The organism is Streptomyces liangshanensis, assembly GCF_011694815.1.
Taxonomy (GTDB): domain Bacteria; phylum Actinomycetota; class Actinomycetes; order Streptomycetales; family Streptomycetaceae; genus Streptomyces; species Streptomyces liangshanensis.
Genome location: NZ_CP050177.1, coordinates 5,343,357 through 5,362,290, shown reverse-complemented (window position 1 = coordinate 5,362,290; position 18,934 = coordinate 5,343,357). Strand labels below are relative to the sequence as shown.

16 protein-coding genes are annotated in these 18,934 nt (G+C 72.9%); 12 read left to right on the top strand and 4 right to left on the bottom strand.

The annotated features are described in order from the left end of the window. The first annotated feature begins 110 nt into the window (after positions 1 to 110). From HA039_RS23245 to HA039_RS23230, 4 genes are all read left to right on the top strand, one after another. Complete coding sequence (locus HA039_RS23245) at positions 111 to 698, top strand: DUF6879 family protein (RefSeq protein WP_167033034.1); 588 nt, start codon at positions 111 to 113, stop codon at positions 696 to 698. Next, the gene (locus HA039_RS23240) at positions 695 to 1,537 is read left to right on the top strand and encodes a helix-turn-helix domain-containing protein (RefSeq protein WP_167033032.1); all 843 of its coding nucleotides are present in this window, start codon (positions 695 to 697) and stop codon (positions 1,535 to 1,537) included. The genes HA039_RS23245 and HA039_RS23240 overlap by 4 nt, the downstream gene beginning before the upstream one ends. A gap of 118 nt (positions 1,538 to 1,655) precedes the next feature. Then, the gene (locus tag HA039_RS23235) at positions 1,656 to 1,796 is read left to right on the top strand and encodes a hypothetical protein (protein WP_167033030.1); all 141 of its coding nucleotides are present in this window, start codon (positions 1,656 to 1,658) and stop codon (positions 1,794 to 1,796) included. 11 nt (positions 1,797 to 1,807) lie between these two features. Further along, on the top strand, positions 1,808 to 2,992 hold the full coding sequence (locus HA039_RS23230) for a protein-L-isoaspartate O-methyltransferase family protein (RefSeq protein ID WP_243869682.1): 1,185 nt from the start codon (positions 1,808 to 1,810) through the stop codon (positions 2,990 to 2,992). A gap of 68 nt (positions 2,993 to 3,060) precedes the next feature. Here HA039_RS23230 and HA039_RS23225 read toward each other — a convergent pair whose 3' ends face one another. The 3 genes from HA039_RS23225 to HA039_RS23215 form a co-directional block, all read right to left on the bottom strand. Next, complete coding sequence (locus tag HA039_RS23225; RefSeq protein WP_167033027.1) at positions 3,061 to 3,315, bottom strand: hypothetical protein; 255 nt, start codon at positions 3,313 to 3,315, stop codon at positions 3,061 to 3,063. Positions 3,316 to 3,389: 74 nt separating this feature from the next. After that, positions 3,390 to 5,762, bottom strand: a complete 2,373-nt coding sequence (gene malQ, locus HA039_RS23220) for a 4-alpha-glucanotransferase (RefSeq protein ID WP_167033025.1) — start codon at positions 5,760 to 5,762, stop codon at positions 3,390 to 3,392. Next, complete coding sequence (locus HA039_RS23215; protein ID WP_167033023.1) at positions 5,763 to 5,987, bottom strand: hypothetical protein; 225 nt, start codon at positions 5,985 to 5,987, stop codon at positions 5,763 to 5,765. Between the two features lie 307 nt (positions 5,988 to 6,294). Between HA039_RS23215 and HA039_RS23210 the strand changes: the two genes are divergently transcribed. After that, positions 6,295 to 9,318, top strand: a complete 3,024-nt coding sequence (locus HA039_RS23210; protein WP_167033021.1) for a glycoside hydrolase family 84 protein — start codon at positions 6,295 to 6,297, stop codon at positions 9,316 to 9,318. A gap of 397 nt (positions 9,319 to 9,715) precedes the next feature. On the opposite strand, the gene HA039_RS23205 is transcribed toward HA039_RS23210, so the two are convergent. After that, on the bottom strand, positions 9,716 to 10,252 hold the full coding sequence (locus HA039_RS23205; protein WP_167033018.1) for an HNH endonuclease: 537 nt from the start codon (positions 10,250 to 10,252) through the stop codon (positions 9,716 to 9,718). A gap of 279 nt (positions 10,253 to 10,531) precedes the next feature. Between HA039_RS23205 and HA039_RS23200 the strand changes: the two genes are divergently transcribed. The 7 genes from HA039_RS23200 (at position 10,532) to HA039_RS23170 (ending at position 18,771) form a co-directional block, all read left to right on the top strand. Next, positions 10,532 to 11,611, top strand: a complete 1,080-nt coding sequence (locus tag HA039_RS23200) for a mechanosensitive ion channel family protein (protein WP_167033017.1) — start codon at positions 10,532 to 10,534, stop codon at positions 11,609 to 11,611. Positions 11,612 to 11,907: 296 nt separating this feature from the next. Beyond that, positions 11,908 to 13,026, top strand: a complete 1,119-nt coding sequence (locus tag HA039_RS23195) for an ROK family transcriptional regulator (RefSeq protein ID WP_208298832.1) — start codon at positions 11,908 to 11,910, stop codon at positions 13,024 to 13,026. 194 nt (positions 13,027 to 13,220) lie between these two features. After that, complete coding sequence (locus tag HA039_RS23190) at positions 13,221 to 14,567, top strand: ABC transporter substrate-binding protein (RefSeq protein WP_167033013.1); 1,347 nt, start codon at positions 13,221 to 13,223, stop codon at positions 14,565 to 14,567. 11 nt (positions 14,568 to 14,578) lie between these two features. Further along, positions 14,579 to 15,577, top strand: coding sequence for a carbohydrate ABC transporter permease (locus tag HA039_RS23185; protein ID WP_243869680.1), 999 nt, complete (start codon positions 14,579 to 14,581; stop codon positions 15,575 to 15,577). Between the two features lies 1 nt (position 15,578). Continuing rightward, on the top strand, positions 15,579 to 16,487 hold the full coding sequence (locus HA039_RS23180; protein ID WP_167033011.1) for a carbohydrate ABC transporter permease: 909 nt from the start codon (positions 15,579 to 15,581) through the stop codon (positions 16,485 to 16,487). Between the two features lie 5 nt (positions 16,488 to 16,492). Next, positions 16,493 to 17,758, top strand: coding sequence for a 6-phospho-beta-glucosidase (locus tag HA039_RS23175; protein ID WP_167033010.1), 1,266 nt, complete (start codon positions 16,493 to 16,495; stop codon positions 17,756 to 17,758). Further along, on the top strand, positions 17,755 to 18,771 hold the full coding sequence (locus HA039_RS23170; RefSeq protein ID WP_167037458.1) for an N-acetylglucosamine kinase: 1,017 nt from the start codon (positions 17,755 to 17,757) through the stop codon (positions 18,769 to 18,771). Before HA039_RS23175 ends, HA039_RS23170 begins: the two co-directional genes overlap by 4 nt. Positions 18,772 to 18,934 lie beyond the last annotated feature (163 nt).

Genomic DNA, 18,934 nt, shown 5'->3' with positions numbered 1-18,934 from the left:
GCACGAGGCAGGACTCCGGCATACGAGAATCATCGCGAATTACGCGGCACAGGGTGGCCGCGCCCTCCCATGCTGGTGGGGACTTGTCCGCTGGTGGGAAGGAAACGGCAATGGCTCGGCGACTCAGGTTCATCGGTACCAACTCCGGCAACAGCGGGTGCCCGACGCTGTACGAGGATCTGGACACCGGGGAGGTCCTGGTCCAAGGTGACGTGGTGACCGATCCCGAGGACCTCGCTCAGCTCCGGAACGTCAAGGACAGCGAGGGCTTAGTGGTCGTCCCCCGTGTGCTGCTGGCGGACTTCGCGCCGAGGGACGCCGACCGGGTTCCCCAGGTGATCACCTGGGACGAGTTCGAGGACATGTTCCGGAAGTGCGAACACGGCGCGTGGCGGCTGGAGTCCCGGCGCCGGTACGCCTCCGACGAGGAGACCGAGACCTATCGGCGCTTCACGTCGGGTGAGGACCCGGGCTGGGACCTGGACGACCCCTGGTGCCTGGGGCGCAAGCAGCAGACCTCGCTGGGCAAGCGGTTCGAGCGGGTGCGTGTCGTGGACGACCCGCCCACCGTGGGCCAGCGCTATCTCCTCGACAACGCCCGCCGGAACATCGCGGTGGGCGAGGACATCCGTAACCTGTGGCGCGCCGAGGCCGAGTGTCTCCGACTGCCGGTGGAACAGGTGCCGCCCGCCGAGTGACCACCGACTTCCAGCAGGCAAGAACCGCCCTCGGTGCGCGGCTCCGCGAGCTGCGCACCGACCGGTGTCTCACCGGGCGCCAACTGGCGGCACGGCTGGGCTGGCCCCAGTCCAAGGTCAGCAAGCTGGAGACCGGACGGCAGACCGCGACGACCGAGGATCTGCGGGCCTGGGCCGAGAGCACGGAGCACCCTGAGGCCGCCGGGGAGCTGATCTCCCGGCTGAGGAGCCTGGAGTCCCGCACCCGGTCCTGGCGCAGACAGCTGGCCGCGGGACACAAGCCCGTCCAGGACGCGCTCACGGTGGAGTACGAGCGGTCCAGAACGGTCCGGTGTTGGGAGAGTTCCCTCGTACCGGGGATGCTCCAGACCGCCGAGTACGCCCGCCACGTCTTCACCCGGTACGCCGACCTCCACCAGTCCGTCCGCGACACCGAGGAGGCCGTACGGGCCCGGGTGAAACGCCAGGAGCTGCTGTACACACCGGGGCGCACCTTCCACATCGTGATGTGGGAGGCCGCGCTCCGGGCTCTCGTGTGCCCGCCTCCCGTGCTGGCCGCCCAACTCGACCGCTTGGTGGGCGTTCTCGGGCTGGACACCGTCTCCCTGGGCATCGTCCCGTTGGGCGCCCCTCTCAAGATTCCCCCGGCCAACGCCTTCTGGCTGTACGACGACCGCCTCGTGATCGCGGAGGACTGGCACGCGGAACTCTGGCTGGACGACGCGGACAGCGTCGGCATGTACGGAAAGGTGTGGCAGACGCTCGCCGAGTCCGCCGTGTACGGCGCCGAGGCGCACCGCGTCATCGCCTGTGCCCGGCACGCTCTCGGTACTGCATGAGAATCCACCGGAAGATCACGGACCGGTCCGGGAATCACGGCGAATCAGCCCCGCTCCGGCCGGGTGCCCGGCCGTACTGTCCGAAGCGCACCATCCCGTCTTCACGAGAGGATCACTCATGGGAACGCACGGCGGCGGTACCGGTTCGGGGCAGGGCGGAAGCCAGCAGGACGACAGCAACTCCGGCCCCAAGCACGGAGGGGGCGGCTCCGGGGACGGTGACGTGAACCGCGACGACTCGAAGCCCGCCCAGAAATGAACGAACGCGGCGTGACGGAGGCAGGCCCGGAGGGGCTGGCCTCCCGGCTCCTGGATGCCGGGGCTCTCACGCCCGACTGGCTCGCGGCCTACCGAGCCGTGCCCAGGGAGTTGTTCGTCCCTGACGTGGTGTGGACGGGCGTGGGTGCCGGCACCGGTCGCGCGGAGGCCGTCGTCCGGGGCGAGGACCCGGAGGCATGGCTCCGCGCGGTGTACTCGGACGGGTCCCTCACGACCCAGTGGGACGACGGGGCGCACACGGGCACCCTTCGCGGGAAGGTGCCGACGTGCAGCAACACGCAGCCATCCGTGGTGTTCTCCATGCTGCGAGCCCTGGACATCCCGCCGGACGTCCCGCCGGAGTTCGCCGCCTTGGAGGTGGGCACCGGCACCGGATGGAACGCGGCACTGCTGTCCGAACGGCTCGGGTCCTCCCACGTCGTCACCGTCGAGTTCGACGGGGACAACGCGGCCGCGGCCCGCCTCCGGCTGGACGCGGCGGGCTACCAGCCGGCGACCGTGGTCGCCGACGGCTCCGAGGGCTGGCCGGCTCGTGCGCCGTACGACCGGGTGCTCGTCACGGCGGGGGTCCGGGAGATCCCGGGGGAGATCGTCCGCCAGACCCGGGCCGGTGGAATCATCGTCTGCCCCTACGGCACGCCCTACGGCGCGGAGGCCGTCGTCCGGCTGACCGTCCACGAGGACGGGAGCGCGTCCGGTCCGTTCGTCATGGACTCCGCTTTCATGCGACTCCGGCAGCAGCGGGAGAACTGGCCCCACACCAGGGAGTACTTGGGCGGGGACTGGCCCGCCGACGGCCGCCGCTCGGAAACGGGTCTTTCCCCGGAGGAGGTGGCCGACTGGCTCCCGAGGTTCGTCCTCGGGCTCCAGTTGTCGGGTACGGCCCCCTTCCGGGAGCCGGACGACGACGGGTCCTATGTGCTGTGGCTCCGGGACGACAAGGTGACTTCCTGGGCCACCGTCGACTACGTACCGGACAAGGACACGTTCCTGGTCTACCAGGGCGGTCCCCGCGCGCTGTGGGGAGAGGTGGAGGCCGCGTACACCTGGTGGAACGGCCAAGGGCGGCCGGGGCTCGAACGTTTCGGCCTCACGCTGACTCCGGACGGGGTACCCCGGGCGTGGCTGGATTCCCCGGAGCAACCGGTCCCCGCCGTCGGTCAGGGCCTGTCCTAGGTGGTCCGGGCGCGCGAAAGCGCCGCACGGTGGGCGTGCGGCGCTTTCCGCGTGCGGGGGGCGGGTGGTCAGCCCTGCTTGGGCTTGGTGACGCGGTGGGACGGGTGCGACTTGTCCAGGACCATCACCAGGCCGGTGATGACGGCGAACAGCAGCAGCGGGATGCCCACGAACAGGCCGAGGGTCTCCGCCACGCTCAGGCCGGGGCCCGGGTCGTCACCGTCGTCGCGGGTCAGGGCGAGCGCCGGGGACGTCATGAGCAGCATCATCAGCGTCGTACCGGCCGCCAGGGCGCCCGCGCGCATCGCGTTCTTCTTGTCCACGGTGCCAACGTAGCGAACGGCGGGGTCCGCCGCGCGCGCGGGGTCCCGTACGGCCCTGTCGCGCCGCCGGGAGGTCACGGTCGCAGGACGTCCATCAGGCGGTGCAGCCGGGGGGACGCGGTCAGTTCCTCCAGCGTCATCGGCCGGCCCTGCGCGTCCGCCACCGGCAGGCGCCAGTTGGGGTACTGGTCCCAGGTGCCCGGCAGGTTCTGCGGGCGGCGGTCGCCCACCGCGTCCGGCAGCCAGACGCCGACCATCCGCGCCGGGGTGCGCAGCAGGAAGCGGTAGACCGCGCGGATCTCCTCCTCCTCGTCACCCGGGCCGCCGGGCAGCAGTCCCAGGCGTTCCAGGTACGTGAGCCACTCGCCGACCTCCTCGCGGTCCTCGGCCTGTTCCTCGGCCAGCGGCCGGGTGAGCAGGCCCAGGCGGTGGCGCAGTTCCACGTGCTCGCCGGTCAACCGGGCCGCAGTGGACGGCAGGTCGTGGGTGGTCGCGGTGGCGACGCAGCCCTCGCGCCAGGTCTCCGGGGGCAGAGGGGGCTGTCCCGGCCCCTCCCAGTCCCGTTCGAACCACAGCACGGACGTGCCGAGCACCCCGCGCCGCTCCAGCGCCTCGCGCACGCCCGGTTCGACCGTGCCGAGATCCTCGCCGACGACCGGGGCGCCCGCGCGGTGCGCCTCCAGGACGAGGACGGCGAGCATCGCCTCGGCGTCGTACCGTACATACGTTCCCTGGGTGGGCTGTTCGCCCCGGGGGACCCACCAGAGCCGGAACAGCCCCATGACGTGGTCGATGCGCAGCGCGCCGGCGTTCCGCAGGAGGCCCTGGAGCAGGCCGCGGTACGGGGCGTAGCCGGACGCGGCGAGGACGTCGGGGCGCCAGGGCGGCAGGCCCCAGTCCTGGCCGAGGGCGTTGAAGGCGTCGGGCGGGGCGCCGACGGACATGCCGGCGGCGAAGGCGTCCTGCTGGGCCCAGGCGTCGGCCCCGCCGGGGTGCACGCCGACGGCGAGGTCGTGGACGATCCCGACGGCCATGCCGGCGTCCCGCCCGGCGGCGGACGCGGCGGCGAGCTGCTGGTCGGTCAGCCAGGCGAGGCGGCGGTGGAAGTCGACGCGGTCGGCCAGGTCGCGGCGGGCCCGGGCGGTCTCGGGCGAGCGCGGGTCGCGCAGGGCGGCCGGCCAGTCCTGCCACTGGGGTCCGTGCGCCTCGGCGAGCGCGTACCAGGTGGCGTGGTCCTCCAGGGCCTGCCCCTGGGCGGCGAGGAAGTCGCGGTACTCGGCGTCGCGGCCGGGGCCGAGGGGGACGGCCGCCAGGATCTCCAGGGCGGGGAGCTTGAGCGCCCAGACGGCGTCGCGGTCGATGAGCGCGTCCTCGCCGAGGACGGACGCGCGCAGGGCCGCGGCCTTCTCGCCGAGCGCGTCGAGCTGCTCGCGGTCGGCGCCGCGGACGTACGCGTACTCCGGCACGGCCTCGATCCGCAGGTGGACGGGGTCGGGGAAGCGGCGCGAGGAGGGGCGGTACGGGGAGGGGTCGGTCGGGTCGCCGGGGACGGCGGCGTGCAGCGGGTTGATCTGGACGAACCCGGCGCCGAGGTGCCGGCCCGACCAGGCGGCCAGCTCGGCGAGGTCCCCGAGGTCGCCCATGCCCCAGGAGCGCTCCGAGAGCAGCGAGTAGAGCTGCACCAGGAAGCCGTGGGTACGGGGCGGGGGCTGCGGCACCCGGGAGGGGGCGACCACCAGGGTGGCGGCGGCCTCACGCCCGTCGGGGGCGCGCGCGGTGAGCCGGTGCACGCCCAGGGGCGCGGCGGCCACGACGGCGGGGATGCCTGGGGCGGCGGCGGGGTCGCCGGGGGCGGCGGCGGCCGGGACGGTGGCGGGGTCGCCGGGGGCGGCGGCGGGGGCGCCTCGGTCGGGGGCGGCCGGGTCGGGGGCGGCTGGGGCGCCGGTGGCCGGGGCGCCGGTGGATGGCGTGCCCGGGTCAGCGGCGGCTGGGTCGGGGGCGGCCGGGTCGGGAGCGGCCGGGGCGCCGGTGGCCGGGGCGCCCGGGTCGGCGGGGGCTGGATCCGCGGCGGCTGGGTCCGCGAGAGCTGGGTTCGCGGCGGGGGCGCCCGGGTCGGGGGCGGCGGCGCGGGGTGGGGTCGTATCGGCGTCCTCCGGGTCGACCCGGAGCGTCGTCCCGGGCGGCAGTCCGGTCACCCAGGTTGGGACGTCGGGCCGCTCCCCCTCGGGGGCGCTCCACAGCACCACGGTCGGGGGCAGCAGCCTCTCGGCGGCGGCGGACTCCGCGCGGGTGAGCGCGTCCGTCACCGCGGCGGGCGTGGACGCGTCGACGCCGAGCGCGGCGAGCACCGCGACGACGGTGTCGTCCGGGACCTGGACGGTGACGTCGGGCGAGGGGGCGTACGAGGTGGCGACACCGTGCAGTGCGGCGAGCCTGGCCAGGCCCATTCAGACTCCCGGGGACTCCGTGCCCCCGGCGGTGCCGGGAGCTGTCGGTTCGCTGGTGAGGGGGGCGGTGTCGGCGAGCGGCGGCTCGCTCGTCAGGGGCGCCGCGTCGGCGAGCGGGGGCTCGCTGGTCAGCGGGCCCGCGGGCTGCGCCGGGCCGGGGACCGACGGCCGGGGGGCCGGCCGTTCGGAGGGGCCGGGAACCAGGCGCGGCGCGGGTGCGGCCATGACGGCTTCTCCAGGGGCTGGGGGACGGGACCGGGCGAGGGGACGGGACACAACAGCCCTACCCAGCGTAGGCGGAGCCAGGCACGTACGAAGGGTGAACCTGTGCCGGTGAGGAGGTGTCCGGACCGCCGTTCGTCTCCCGCGTGTCACGATCCGCTCCCCGCCCGGCAGTTGGATCCCCAGCCTGTCACAGGGGGCAAAGGAGACACAGCGGCCACGCGCATTGACACCCTGACCTCGGGGTGGTGGGCTCGTGCCCGCTTGACGCGAATCACGGGGGGACCAGGGAAGACGAGAGGGGCACGGCGTGCGGCTCGGGCGTACAGGACGGACGGCGACGGCGGTCGCGGTCGCCGTGATCGGCGGGCTCCTCGGCGGGGCACCGGGCGCGTACGCCGCGCCGGGCGACAAGGGCGCCCCGGTGGCCGCCACGCCCGCGCACGCGGGCCGGGCGGCGGTGCCGGACGTGTGGCCCAGGCCGCAGACGATCGAGGCGGCGGGGCGGGCGGTCCCGCTCGGTGACCTGGTCACCGTCGTCGTGGGCGAGGACGCCGACCCGGTCGCCGTCCAGGCGCTGACGGACCTGCTGCGTACCGCCGGTGTCCGTACGGTCGGCCAGGCCGCGGCCACGGATCCGCTCGGCGCGGGCACGGTCGTCCTGGCGGGCGGCACCCGTGCGCGGGAGGCGCTGCGCGCCTTGCGCGCGGGCGACGGCGCCGGGCTGCCGTCCGGGGGGTACCGGCTCGCGGTGGGCAAGGTCGCGGGGCGCGACACGATAGCGCTGGACGGCGTCGGCGAGGACGGCCTCTTCCACGGCGCGCAGACCCTGCGCCAGCTGATCGTGAAGCCGCGGAACGTGAAGCCGCGGAACGTGAAGCCCGGTGCGAAGGCGGGAGCGGGGGCGACCGTCCCCGGTGTCGTCGTGCGCGACTGGCCCGGCACGCTCGTACGGGGCACGACGGAGGGCTTCTACGGGGAGCCGTGGACTCCGCGGGAGCGCCTGGCGCAGATCGACTTCATGGGGCGCACCAAGCAGAACCGCTTCCTCTACGCGCCGGGCGACGACCCGTTCCGGCAGGCGCGCTGGCGCGACCCGTACCCGGCGGCGGAGCGTGCCGCGTTCCGTGAGCTGGCCGAGCGGGCCGCGCGCAACCATGTGACGCTCGCCTGGGCCGTGGCGCCCGCGCAGTCCATGTGCATGACGTCCGGGGACGACCTGCGGGCGCTCAACCGGAAGATCGACGCGATGTGGGCGCTGGGTGTGCGGGCCTTCCAGCTCCAGTTCCAGGACGTGAGTTACAGCGAGTGGCACTGCGACGCGGACGCCGACACGTTCGGCTCGGGCCCCGAGGCGGCGGCGAGGGCGCAGGCCCGGGTCGCGAACGCGGTGGCGGAGCACCTGGCGGAGCGGCACCCGGACTCGGAGCCGCTCACGGTCATGCCGACCGAGTACCACCAGGACGGCGTCACCGCGTACCGCACGGCGCTGGCGGGGACGCTCGACGGCGGGGTCCATGTGGCGTGGACGGGTGTCGGGGTGGTGCCCCGTACCATCACCGGCCGTGAACTGGCCGGTGCCAAGGCCGCGTTCGCGCATCCGATGGTGACGATGGACAACTATCCGGTCAACGACTACGAGCCCGGGCGGATCTTCCTCGGCCCGTACACCGGCCGGGAGCCGGCCGTCGCGGGCGGCTCGGTCGCGCTGCTCGCCAACGCCATGGAGCAGGCGTCGGCGTCCCGGGTCCCGCTGTTCACGGCGGCCGACTACGCCTGGAATCCGCGGGGTTACGTCCCCGCGGAGTCCTGGCGGGCGGCCGTGGACGACCTGGCGGGCGAGGACACGGCGGCCCGGGAGGCGCTGCGGGCCCTCGCGGGCAACGACGCCTCGTCCCTGCTCGACCGGTCCGAATCGGCCTATCTGAAGCCGCTGTTCACCGCTTTCTGGGCGTCCCGTGCCACGTCGGACGCGCGCGCCAGGAGCGAGGCCGCGGCCCGGTTGCGGGCCGCCTTCACCGTGATGGCCGGGGCGCCCGAGCGGCTCTCGGCGACGGCCGGGGGCCGGCTGGACGACGAAGTACGGCCGTGGCTCGACCAGTTGGCGCGCTACGGACAGGCCGGGGAGCTGGCCGTCGACACGCTCACCGCCCAGGACCGCGGGGACGGCGCGGCCGCGTGGCGGGCGTCGCTGGCGCTGGAGCCGCTGCGCGGGAAGCTGCGCGCGAGCGAGGCCGTGGTGGGCGAGGGCACGCTGGGCCCGTTCCTGGACCGGGCCGTGAAGGCCGCCGCCGGGTGGACGGGCGCGGACCGCGACACGGGCGGGGACGTCGCCCGGGACGCCGGGTCCTACACCGTGCGCCTGGACCGGGCGAGACCGGTGACGGCGGTGACCGCGATGACCGAGCCGGGCACGGGCGCGGGGGCGCGGGTCGAGGTACGGGTCCCGGGTGCGGGCTGGCGTCCGCTGGGCGCGCTGTCGACGAGCGGCTGGACGCAGGCGGACGCGCAGGGCGTCCTGGCCGACGCGGTACGGATCGTGTGGCCGGCCGCGGGTGCCGCCTCCGGCGTGCTGGGGCCGGGCGCGCCCGCCCCGGCCGTACGGAAGGTGGTGCCGTGGTTCGCCGACGAGCCGGGGGCCCGGCTGGACCTGGCGCCCCGCGAGGCGGACGCGCAGATCGGCGGGAAGCCGGAGCGGGTCGAGGCCCGGCTGGAGGGGCGGCGCCCCGGCGAGGTGCGCGGGTCGCTCACCGCGAAGGCGCCGTCCGGCATCCGGGTGACGGCGCCCAAGGAGACGACCGTGCCGCGCGGCGCCGACACGACGGTCCCGCTGGAGGTGCGGGTGAAGGCGGGCACCCCGGCCGGTTCGTACGAGGTGCCGGTCGCCTTCGGCGACGAGCGGAGCACGCTGACCGTACGGGCCTCGCCGCGCACCGCGGGTCCCGACCTCGCGCGCGGGGCGGCCGCCTCGTCGTCGGGCGACGAGACCCCGGACTTCCCGGCGTCGGCGGCGGTCGACGGGGACCCGGCGACCCGCTGGTCCTCCCCGGTGGAGGACGGGGCCTGGTGGCAGGTGGAGCTGCCGGGCGCGGCGCGGGTCGGGCAGGTCGTCCTGACCTGGCAGGAGGCGTACGCGAGCCGCTACCGCGTCCAGGTCTCCGCCGACGGCCGCACCTGGCGGACCGCGGCGACGGTCACCGACGGCCGGGGCGGGCGGGAGGCGATCGGGATGGACGCGAAGGACACCCGCTTCGTCCGCGTCCAGGGCGACACCCGCGCCACGAAGTACGGCTACTCACTGTTCTCGGCGGAGGTCTACGCGGTCGCGCCGTAGCAAGGCTCCCGGGGGCGACGGCTGCGCCTGGGCTGCGGCAGGGCTCCCCGGGCCGACGGCTGCGGCTGCGGCTACGGCTACGGCTACGGCTACGGCTACGGCTACGGCTACGGCTACGGCTACGGCAGGCTCCCCACGCCCGCAGCCGCATCAAGGCCGACGGGCGCCGCAGCCGTACCGGCGCTGACCGGCCCCCCGACGCCGGCAAGGCTTCACGGCCCCGGCCGGCCCGTACCGGCGCTCCCCGGCCCCGCGGCCGTGCCAAGGCTCCCCGGCCCGGCGGCCACGGCAGGCTTCCCTCTCCCCGCCCGCGCGGCGGCGCCCCCGGCGCGGCGCATGCCGCCGGTCCCCCCGGCGGGCACCCGCCTGGCCAGGGGGAACGACAAAGGCCCGGACCTCAGGCTGAAATGCCGTCGATCCGGGCCACCGCGTCCTCCGCGCCGTACGGTTGCAGGTACGGCATCCAGCGCGGGTCACGGTGTCCGGTCCCGATGATCCGCCAGGCGAGCCCGGACGGCGGGGCCGGTTGTTGGTGCAGACGCCAGCCCAGCTCCCGCAGGTGCCGGTCGGCCTTGACGTGGTTGCACCTGCGGCACGCGGCCACGACGTTGTCCCACGCGTGCTGTCCCCCGCGGCTGCGGGGGACGACGTGGTCGACGCTGGTGGCGACGGCGCCGCAGTACATGCAACGGCCCCCGTCCCTGGCGAAGAGCGCACGGCGGGTCAGTGGAACGGGCCCCCGGTAGGGGACCCGCACGAACCGCTTCAGCCGGACGACGCTGGGGGCTGGGACGACGCGGGTCGCGCTGTGCATGAAGGCGCCGGATTCCTCGAGGCTGGTGGCCTTGTTCTCCAGGACGAGGACGAGCGCACGGCGGAGCGGTACGACGCCGAGCGGCTCGTACGACGCGTTGAGGACCAGGACATGCGGCACGGATGCCTCCTATTACGCCGGCGGCGCGTGGCTCGCGCCGGGACGATCTGCTCTCAGTCTCTCCTCATGCCTGGTGGAAACGCCACCACGTCCAGGTAACGGGCTCGGAGTGTTTTCGACCACAGGACGCCCCCGCACCGCCCGCGCGCGGCCCGATCCCGCGCGATATCGCGTGCTCCCGCGTGAGGAGCGTCTCTCCGCCCCCTGGTGGCGGAGGGTGCCGCCCGCTGCCCCGTTAGTGTGGTTGGCCAGCCCGACCCCTATCCGGAGGTTCCCGTCGTGTCCTGGTCCGCCCTGTCGGCCGCTGCCCCGCCGTCCGGTCCCGGCACCCTCGAAGGGGCCGCGGGCCGGGCGAACGACGCGGCGGGCTGGGTGGAGGAGAACTGGTCCACCTGGTTGAGCGTCGGCCTGCGCATCGTGCTGATCCTGGTCATAGCCCTCGTCCTGCGCCATGTGATCCGCCGCGCCCTCACCAAGCTCATCGACCGGATGAACCGCAGTGTGCAGGCGGTGGAGGGCACCGCGCTGGGCGGGCTGCTGGTGAACGCGGAGCGCCGCCGCCAGCGCTCGGAGGCCATCGGTTCGGTGCTGCGCTCGGTGACGTCGTTCCTGATCCTGGGCACGGCGGCGCTGATGATGCTGGGGGCGCTGAACATCAACCTGGCGCCGCTGCTCGCCTCCGCCGGGGTCGCCGGGGTGGCGCTGGGCTTCGGCGCCCGCAACCTGGTCACCGACTTCCTCTCCGGTGTGTTCATGATCCTGGAGGACCAGTACGGCGTCGGCGACAGCATCGACGCGGGCGTGGCCACCGGCGAGGTCATCGAGGTCGGCCTGCGGGTGACCAAGCTGCGCGGCGAGAACGGCGAGATCTGGTACGTGCGCAACGGCGAGGTGAAGCGGATCGGCAACCTCAGCCAGGGCTGGGCCACGGCGGCCGTCGACGTGATGGTGCGGCCGTCGGAGGACCTGGAGAAGGTCCGCGCGGTCATCCGGCAGGTCGCGGAGACGATGGCCAAGGACGACCCGTGGGCGGAGCGCCTGTGGGGCCCGATCGAGGTGCTCGGCCTGGACTCCGTCCTGCTGGACTCGATGACCGTACGGCTCTCCGCCAAGACGATGCCCGGCCAGTCGCTGAGCGTGGAGCGTGAGCTGCGCTGGCGGGTCAAGCGGGCGTTCGACGAGGAGGGGATACGGATCGTGGGCGGCGTCCCGCCCCAGGTGGACGAGGAGCCCGCCGACCCGTCGGCGGGCGTGTCGGCGCCCTCCGCGCTGTCCAGCCCCACGTCACCGCAGTCCCAGGCGGCGTCCCCGCTGACCCCGCAGGTGCCGCCGCCGACCGCCCAGGGGCCGGGCAAGTGACGTCCGGGGCGCGATGACCGCCTCCGTACCGATGACGGCCCGTGTAACAAACTCCGGCCGATCGCCGTCTCCCGCACCCCCGTAGGTAACGCTTTGGTTGCCTCGGGGGTGCTTTGCGTCGGGGGGTATTGACTGATTCCTGACAGCGGGCCTACTTTCCTCGCATCCCAATAGGAAACTTTCCTAACAGTGTCACCGATGTGCCACGCGGGAGAGCGAGCAGAGACAAGGCAGGTGTCCGGTCAGTGTCAGGATCATCCACTCCGTCACCGGGGACGCCCAGCGTGCTGCGGGCCATGAACGACCGGGCCGCGCTGGACCTGCTGACAGCCCACGGACCGCTCACGCGCACCCGGATCGGTGAGCTGACCGGCCTCTCCAAGCCCACGGCGTCCCAGCTGCTCACGCGGCTGGAGAGCGCGGGACTGGTCCGTACGACCGGCAGCCAGAGCGGCCGGCCGGGACCCAACGCCGTCCTGTACGAGATCGACCCGCGCTCCGGCCACGTCGCCGCACTCTCCGCGGGGCCCACCGGCATCGACGCGGTGGTCGCCGACATCACCGGCGCCGTCGTGGGCAGCTGCCGGGTCGAGGCGGGCCCCGCCGCGAAGGACGTGGGCCACCGCACCGCGCAACTGGTCGCCGAGGCCGTCAACGGCGCGCTCCTCGCGGCCGGGCTCGACCACGACGACCTGCGCTGCACGGTCATCGGTACGCCGGGCGCCATCGACCCGCACACCGGCCAGCTGCGGTACGCGCCGCACCTGCCGGGCTGGCACTCGCGGACGCTCCGGGCCGATCTCGCGGAAGTGCTGGGCACCCCGGTCTTCATCGAGAACGACGTGAACCTCGCGGCGATCGCCGAGCAGTACGAGGGCGCGGCCCAGGACCACGACGACTTCGTGCTCGCCTACCTGGACGAGGGCGTCGGCGCCGCGATCGTGCTGGGCGGCACCCTGCTCCGGGGCGCCACCGGCGGCGCCGGGGAGATCGGCTACATGCCGCTGCCGGGCGCGCCGCTCGCCCGGGGCGGGGTCCGCGACTGGGCCGGCGACGACGCGGGCGGCGGATTCCAGAGCCAGGTCTCCACCCCCGCCGTACGCAAGCTCGCCGGCGGGGTGCCGCTGGCCGAGGCCCTCGCCGACGAGGCGGTGCTCGACCAGGTGGCGGCGATGCTGGCCACCGGACTGGCCGCGGTGGTCGCGGTGGTCGACCCCGAGCTGGTCGTGCTCTCCGGCGCGGTCGCCGAGGCCGGCGGGGAGGCGCTGCGGAAGCGGGTCGAGACCGAACTGACCGGGCTCATCCTCCCCAGACCCCTGCTGCGGATCAGTGACCTGGACAGCGACCCGATCCTGACCGGGGCGCTGCGCTCGGCCCTGACCCAGGCGCGCGACACCGTCTTCGACACCACCTGACGGCGCGCCCGCGCGGACCGGCGCCCGGTGCGCCGCGTCCCCCCGTACCCCACACCACCCCCCACACGCCCCTTGTCCCGCACGCGTACCCGCTTGCGTGTGCTCCCCCCGCCGTCCCCGCGACGCTCGCGCGTCCCCTCAGAACCCACCCGCCGCCGTTTTCCCGTACCTCTCCCCCGTAAAGGAAGTCCGCCATGGCGCGATGGCGTATACGCACCTGCGTGTCCGCGGCGCTCGCCGCATCGGCGCTGCTGTTGTCCGGCTGCGCGAACCCGAGCACCGGGAGCGACACCGACGACCCGACGAAGCCGGTCACGCTGAAGTTCTGGCACGGCTGGTCGGCGCCCGGCGAGGTGAAGGCGATCAACGCGAACATCGCCCGCTTCGAGAAGCTCCACCCGAACATCAAGGTCGTCTCCACCGGCAACGTCGGCGACGAGACGATCAACCAGGCGCTGCGCGCCGGCGGCAGCAAGGCTCCCGACGTGGTGACCTCGTTCACCACCAACAACGTCGGCCAGTACTGCTCGTCCGACATGTGGGTGGACCTCGACCCCTTCTTCAAGAAGAGCGGGATCGACAAGGCGAAGGTCTTCCCCAAGACCCTGCTGGACTACACGCAGTACCAGGGCGTCCAGTGCGCGGTGCCGCTGCTCGCGGACGCGTTCGGCATGTACTACAACAAGGACGCGTTCAAGGCCGCCGGGATCGCCCGGCCGCCGCGGACGATGTCCGAGCTGAAGGCCGACGCGGTCAAGCTGACCGTGAAGAACAAGGACGGCTCGATCAAGCGCGCCGGCTTCATGCCGAACTACCAGCTCTACCAGAACGCGCCGGACCGGATGTTCGCGCAGTGGGGCCCCCAGTACTTCGACGCCAAGGGCAAGGCGCGGCTCGCCGACGAGTCCAAGACCGAGGACTTCTTCAGCACGATGAAGTCCGTCGCGGACGCGCAGGGCGGCTACGCGGCCATGGAGCGGCTGCGCCAGACCTTCGGCGACGAGTACTCCAACGGCAACGCCTTCCTCAACGGCAAGCTCGCCATGCACCTGGACGGTGAGTGGCGCGGGCTGATGCTGGACGACGAGAAGGCGAAGTTCGACTGGGGCGTGGCCCCGCTGCCCGTCCCCGACGACCAGGCGGACACGTACGGGCGCGGCTACCTGACCGGGACCGTCGCCGGGATCGCGCACAGCAGCATGCACCAGAACGCCGCGTGGGAGCTGGTGAAGTTCCTGACCGTCGACACCGACTCGGTCGTCAGCTTCGCCAACGCGATCCACAACGTGCCGTCCACCAACGAGGCGCTCAGGTCGCCGAAGCTGGACCAGGACCCGGCGTTCCAGGAGTTCCTCAAGATCGCCCAGAACCCGCACAGCCAGGCGGTCCCGCCGTCCAACAACGGCGGCCAGTACATCAACTCGTTCGGTGACTTCTCGCAGTCCGTCGAATCGGGCAGGACGCCGCTCAAGGACCTGCACGGCGCCTTGAAAGAACTCGACGACCAGATCGACGCCGACAACGTCCAGTCCGAGAACTGAGGAGCCGGGTCATGGCACTGTCACTCACCACCTCGGCGAAGACCGCCAGGTCCGGGGCCGCCGGGGCACCGCGCAACACCCCGCTGCGCCGCAAGCAGAACCGCGACCGGCTGCGCACCCTGGGCTTCCTGTCCCCCTGGCTGATCGGCTTCTCGGTCTTCTTCGCCTATCCGCTGATCGCCACCGTCTACTTCTCGTTCATGCACTACAACCAGATCAAGGCCCCCGACTTCGTGGGGCTGCGGAACTGGAAGTACGTGTTCCAGCAGATGCCGCTCTTCGGTCCCGCGCTGTGGAACACGATGTGGCTGGTCGTGGTGATGGTCGCGCTGCGGGTGGCCTTCGGCCTCGGCATCGGCCTGCTGGTCACCAAGATCAAGACGGGCGTCGGCCTGTTCCGTACCGCCTTCTACATCCCGTACCTGGCACCGCCGGTCGCCGCGACCGTGGCCTTCGTCTTCCTGCTGAACCCGTCCACGGGCCCGGTCAACGAGATGCTGGGCTGGATCGGCCTGCACGGCCCGAACTGGTTCAACGACCCCAACTGGTCGAAGCCGTCGCTGGTGCTGCTCTCCGTGTGGGGCATCGGCGACCTGATGGTCATCTTCATGGCCTCGCTGCTGGACGTGCCCAAGGAGCAGTACGAGGCCGCCGACCTCGACGGGGCCGGGGCCTGGTCGAAGTTCCGTTACGTCACGTGGCCGGCGATCACCCCGATCGTGCTGTTCGCCGTGGTCACCGGGGTCGTCCAGACCATGCAGTACTACACGCAGGCCCTGGTCGCCGGGAAGCTCGCGTCGGGTGTCTCCATCGGACCCGGCACGGTGATCCAGCCCGGCTACCCCGACCACTCGACCCTGACGGTCCCGCAGCTCGTCTACTCGCTGGGCTTCCAGAACTTCAACACCGGCGCGGCATGTGTGCTCTCGCTCGTGCTCTTCGCCATCGCCATGGCCGTCACCCTGCTGCTGATGCGCAAGAGCGTCGGCCTCATCCCGGCGGAGGACTGAGATGACCACCACGACCCTGACCGCACCACCCGCCACCGCCGCCGGCCGCACCCGCGACCGCGGACCCGACGCCGCGCGGCACCGCCGCAAGCAGATCCTGAACTGGATAGCGGTCCACTCCGTGGCGCTCGCGCTGGCGCTGTTCTTCGTCCTGCCGTTCGTGTTCGTCTTCCTCACCTCGGTGATGAGCGACGGGCAGGCGCTGAGCGGCGACCTGTGGCCGACCTCGTGGCACTGGTCGAACTACTCGACGGTGTTCCACACGCCGGGCTTCCTGACCTGGTGGCGCAACTCGCTGGTGTACGCGGTCCTCGGCACCGTCTTCACGGTCTGTTCGTCGGTCCCGGTCGCGTACGCCCTCGCCAAGTTCCGCTTCCGGGGCCGCCGTACGGCCATGATCCTCGTCATCTCCACGATGATGCTGCCGCCGCAGGTCATCATCATCCCGATGTACCTGGTGTGGGCGCAGCAGTTCCACCTGTCGGGCTCGCTGTGGCCGCTCATCATCCCGATGGCGTTCGGCGACGCGTACTCGATCTTCCTGCTGCGGCAGTTCCTGCTGACGATCCCGCAGGAGTACATCGAGTCGGCGAAGGTCGACGGCTGCGGCGAACTGCGCACGCTGCTCAAGATCGTCGTACCGATGGCGAAGCCCGGCATCGCGGCCGTCGCCCTCTTCCAGTTCTTCTACTGCTGGAACGACTACTTCGGGCCGCAGATCTACGCCGCGCAGAACCCGGGTGCCTGGACACTGAGTTACGGACTGGAATCGTTCAAGAGCGCGCACTCGGTCAACTGGAACCTGACCATGGCGGCAACATTGCTGGTGATGGCCCCGGTCATCATCGTGTTCTTCTTCGCACAAAAGGCCTTCGTTGAAGGCGTCACGCTCACCGGAGTAAAGGGCTGAGAACCATGAAGCTCGCAGTGGTAGGCGGAGGATCGACCTACACACCCGAACTCATCGACGGATTCGCGAGGCTGAGGGACACTCTGCCGATCGAGGAACTCGTACTGATCGACCCTTCGGCCGACCGGCTCGAACTGGTCGGGGGCCTGGCCCGGCGCATCTTCGCCAAGCTCGGCCACCCGGGGCGCATCACCACCACGTCCGACCTGGACGCCGGGGTCGAGGGCGCCGACGCCGTCCTGCTCCAGCTGCGGGTCGGCGGGCAGGCCGCGCGGAACCAGGACGAGACCTGGCCGCTGGAGTGCGGCTGCGTCGGGCAGGAGACGACGGGCGCCGGGGGGCTCGCCAAGGCGCTGCGCACGGTGCCGGTGGTGCTCGACATCGCCGAGCGGGTGCGCCGTACCAACCCCGACGCGTGGATCATCGACTTCACCAACCCGGTGGGGATCGTGACCCGCGCGCTCCTGGAGGCCGGGCACAAGGCCGTCGGGCTGTGCAACGTGGCGATCGGCTTCCAGCGCAAGTTCGCCGCGCTGCTGGACGTCGCGCCGTCCGAGGTCTTCCTCGACCACGTGGGGCTCAACCACCTCACGTGGGAGCTGGGCGTGCGCCTGGGCGGGCCCGAGGGCGAGAACCTGCTGCCCAAGCTGCTGTCCGAGCACGGCACGGCCGTGGCCGAGGACCTGCACATGCCGCGCGAGATCGTCGACCGGCTCGGCGTCGTCCCCTCGTACTACCTGCGCTACTACTACCAGCACGACGCCGTCGTACGGGAGTTGCGGGAGAAGCCGTCGCGCGCCTCCGAGGTCGCGGCGATGGAGAAGCAGCTGCTGGAGATGTACGGCGACCCCACGCTGGACGAGAAGCCCGAGCTGCTCGCCAAGCGCGGCGGCGCCTTCTACTCGGAGGCCGCCGTGGACCTGGCCGCCTCGCTGCTGCGCGGCGGCGGCAGCCCGGTGCAGGTGGTGAACACGTACAACAACGGCACCCTGCCGTTCCTGCCCGACAACGCGGTCATCGAGGTCCAGGCGAAGGTCGGCACGACCGGCGCGGTGCCGCTCGCGGTGCCGGAGCTGGACCCGCTGTACGCGGGGCTGATCGCGAACGTCACGGCGTACGAGGATCTCGCCCTCCAGGCGGCCGTGCACGGCGGGCGCGACCGGGTCTTCAAGGCGCTGCTGTCGCATCCGCTGATCGGGCAGTACGAGTACGCCGAGGCGCTCACCGACCAGCTGATCGCGCACAACCGGGAGCACCTCGCGTGGGCATGAGCGTGGGTACGGGCACGGCCGGCCCGGCGGCGGGGCGCGGCAGCGTCCTCGCCGTCGACGCCGGGAACAGCAAGACCGACGTGGCGGTGATCGGCGCCGACGGTTCGGTGCTGGGCACGGCCCGCGGGGGCGGCTTCCAGCCGCCGGTCGTCGGGATCGAGGCGGCGATCGACATCCTGGAGGTGGCGGTCGCCGAGGCCGCGTCGGCGGCGGGTCTGCCGGAGCGGGACTTCGCGGACCACGTGTCGGCGTGTCTGGCCAACGCCGACCTGCCCGTCGAGGAGGCCGAGTTGGCGGAGGCCGTGCAGGCGCGGGGGTGGGGGCGTACGACCGACGTGCGCAACGACACCTTCGCGATACTGCGGGCCGGCCTGCCGAGCGGGGCGGCGCCGCGCGGGGTGGCCGTGGTGTGCGGGGCGGGCATCAACTGCGTCGGCATGCTGCCGGACGGGCGTACGGCGCGGTTCCCCGCGCTCGGGCGCATCTCCGGTGACTGGGGCGGCGGTTCGGGGCTCGCGGAGGAGGCGATGTACCACGGCGCGAGGGCCGAGGACGGCCGGGGCGGGCCGACTGAGTTGGTCCGGACGCTGCCCGGGCACTTCGGGCTCGCGACCATGTACGACCTGATCGAGGCGCTGCACCGGGGGCACATCCCGTACGCGCGGCGGCACGAGCTGACGCCGGTGCTGTTCGCGACGAGCGCGGCGGGCGACCCGGTCGCCCGGTCGCTCGTGGACCGGCTGGCGGAGGAGGTCGTGGCGCTGTCGACGGTCGCGCTCGGCAAGCTCGACCTGCTGGACGAGGAGGCGCCGGTGCTCCTCGGCGGCAGCGTGCTGGCCGCGCGGCACCCGCAGTTGGACGACGGGATCGCGGAACGGCTCGCGGCGAAGGCGCCGAAGGCGTACGTCGAGGTCGTCACGGCGCCGCCGGTGCTGGGCGCGGCGCTGCTGGGGCTCGACCACGTGGGCGCGAGCGCGGAGGCGCACGTGCGGCTGGGTGAGCACTTCGGGTGAGGCGTCGTTCCTGACATGTGCCGCCGCCGGGGATCTTCCGGCGGCGGCACGGTCGTTGTACGGCGGCCCGGGGCGGCGGCCTCGTGCGGCGGCCTCGTACGGCACCCTCGTACGGCGCCCCAGGAGGCCCCTCCGGAGGCGTGGCGAGTGATCGCCACGAACG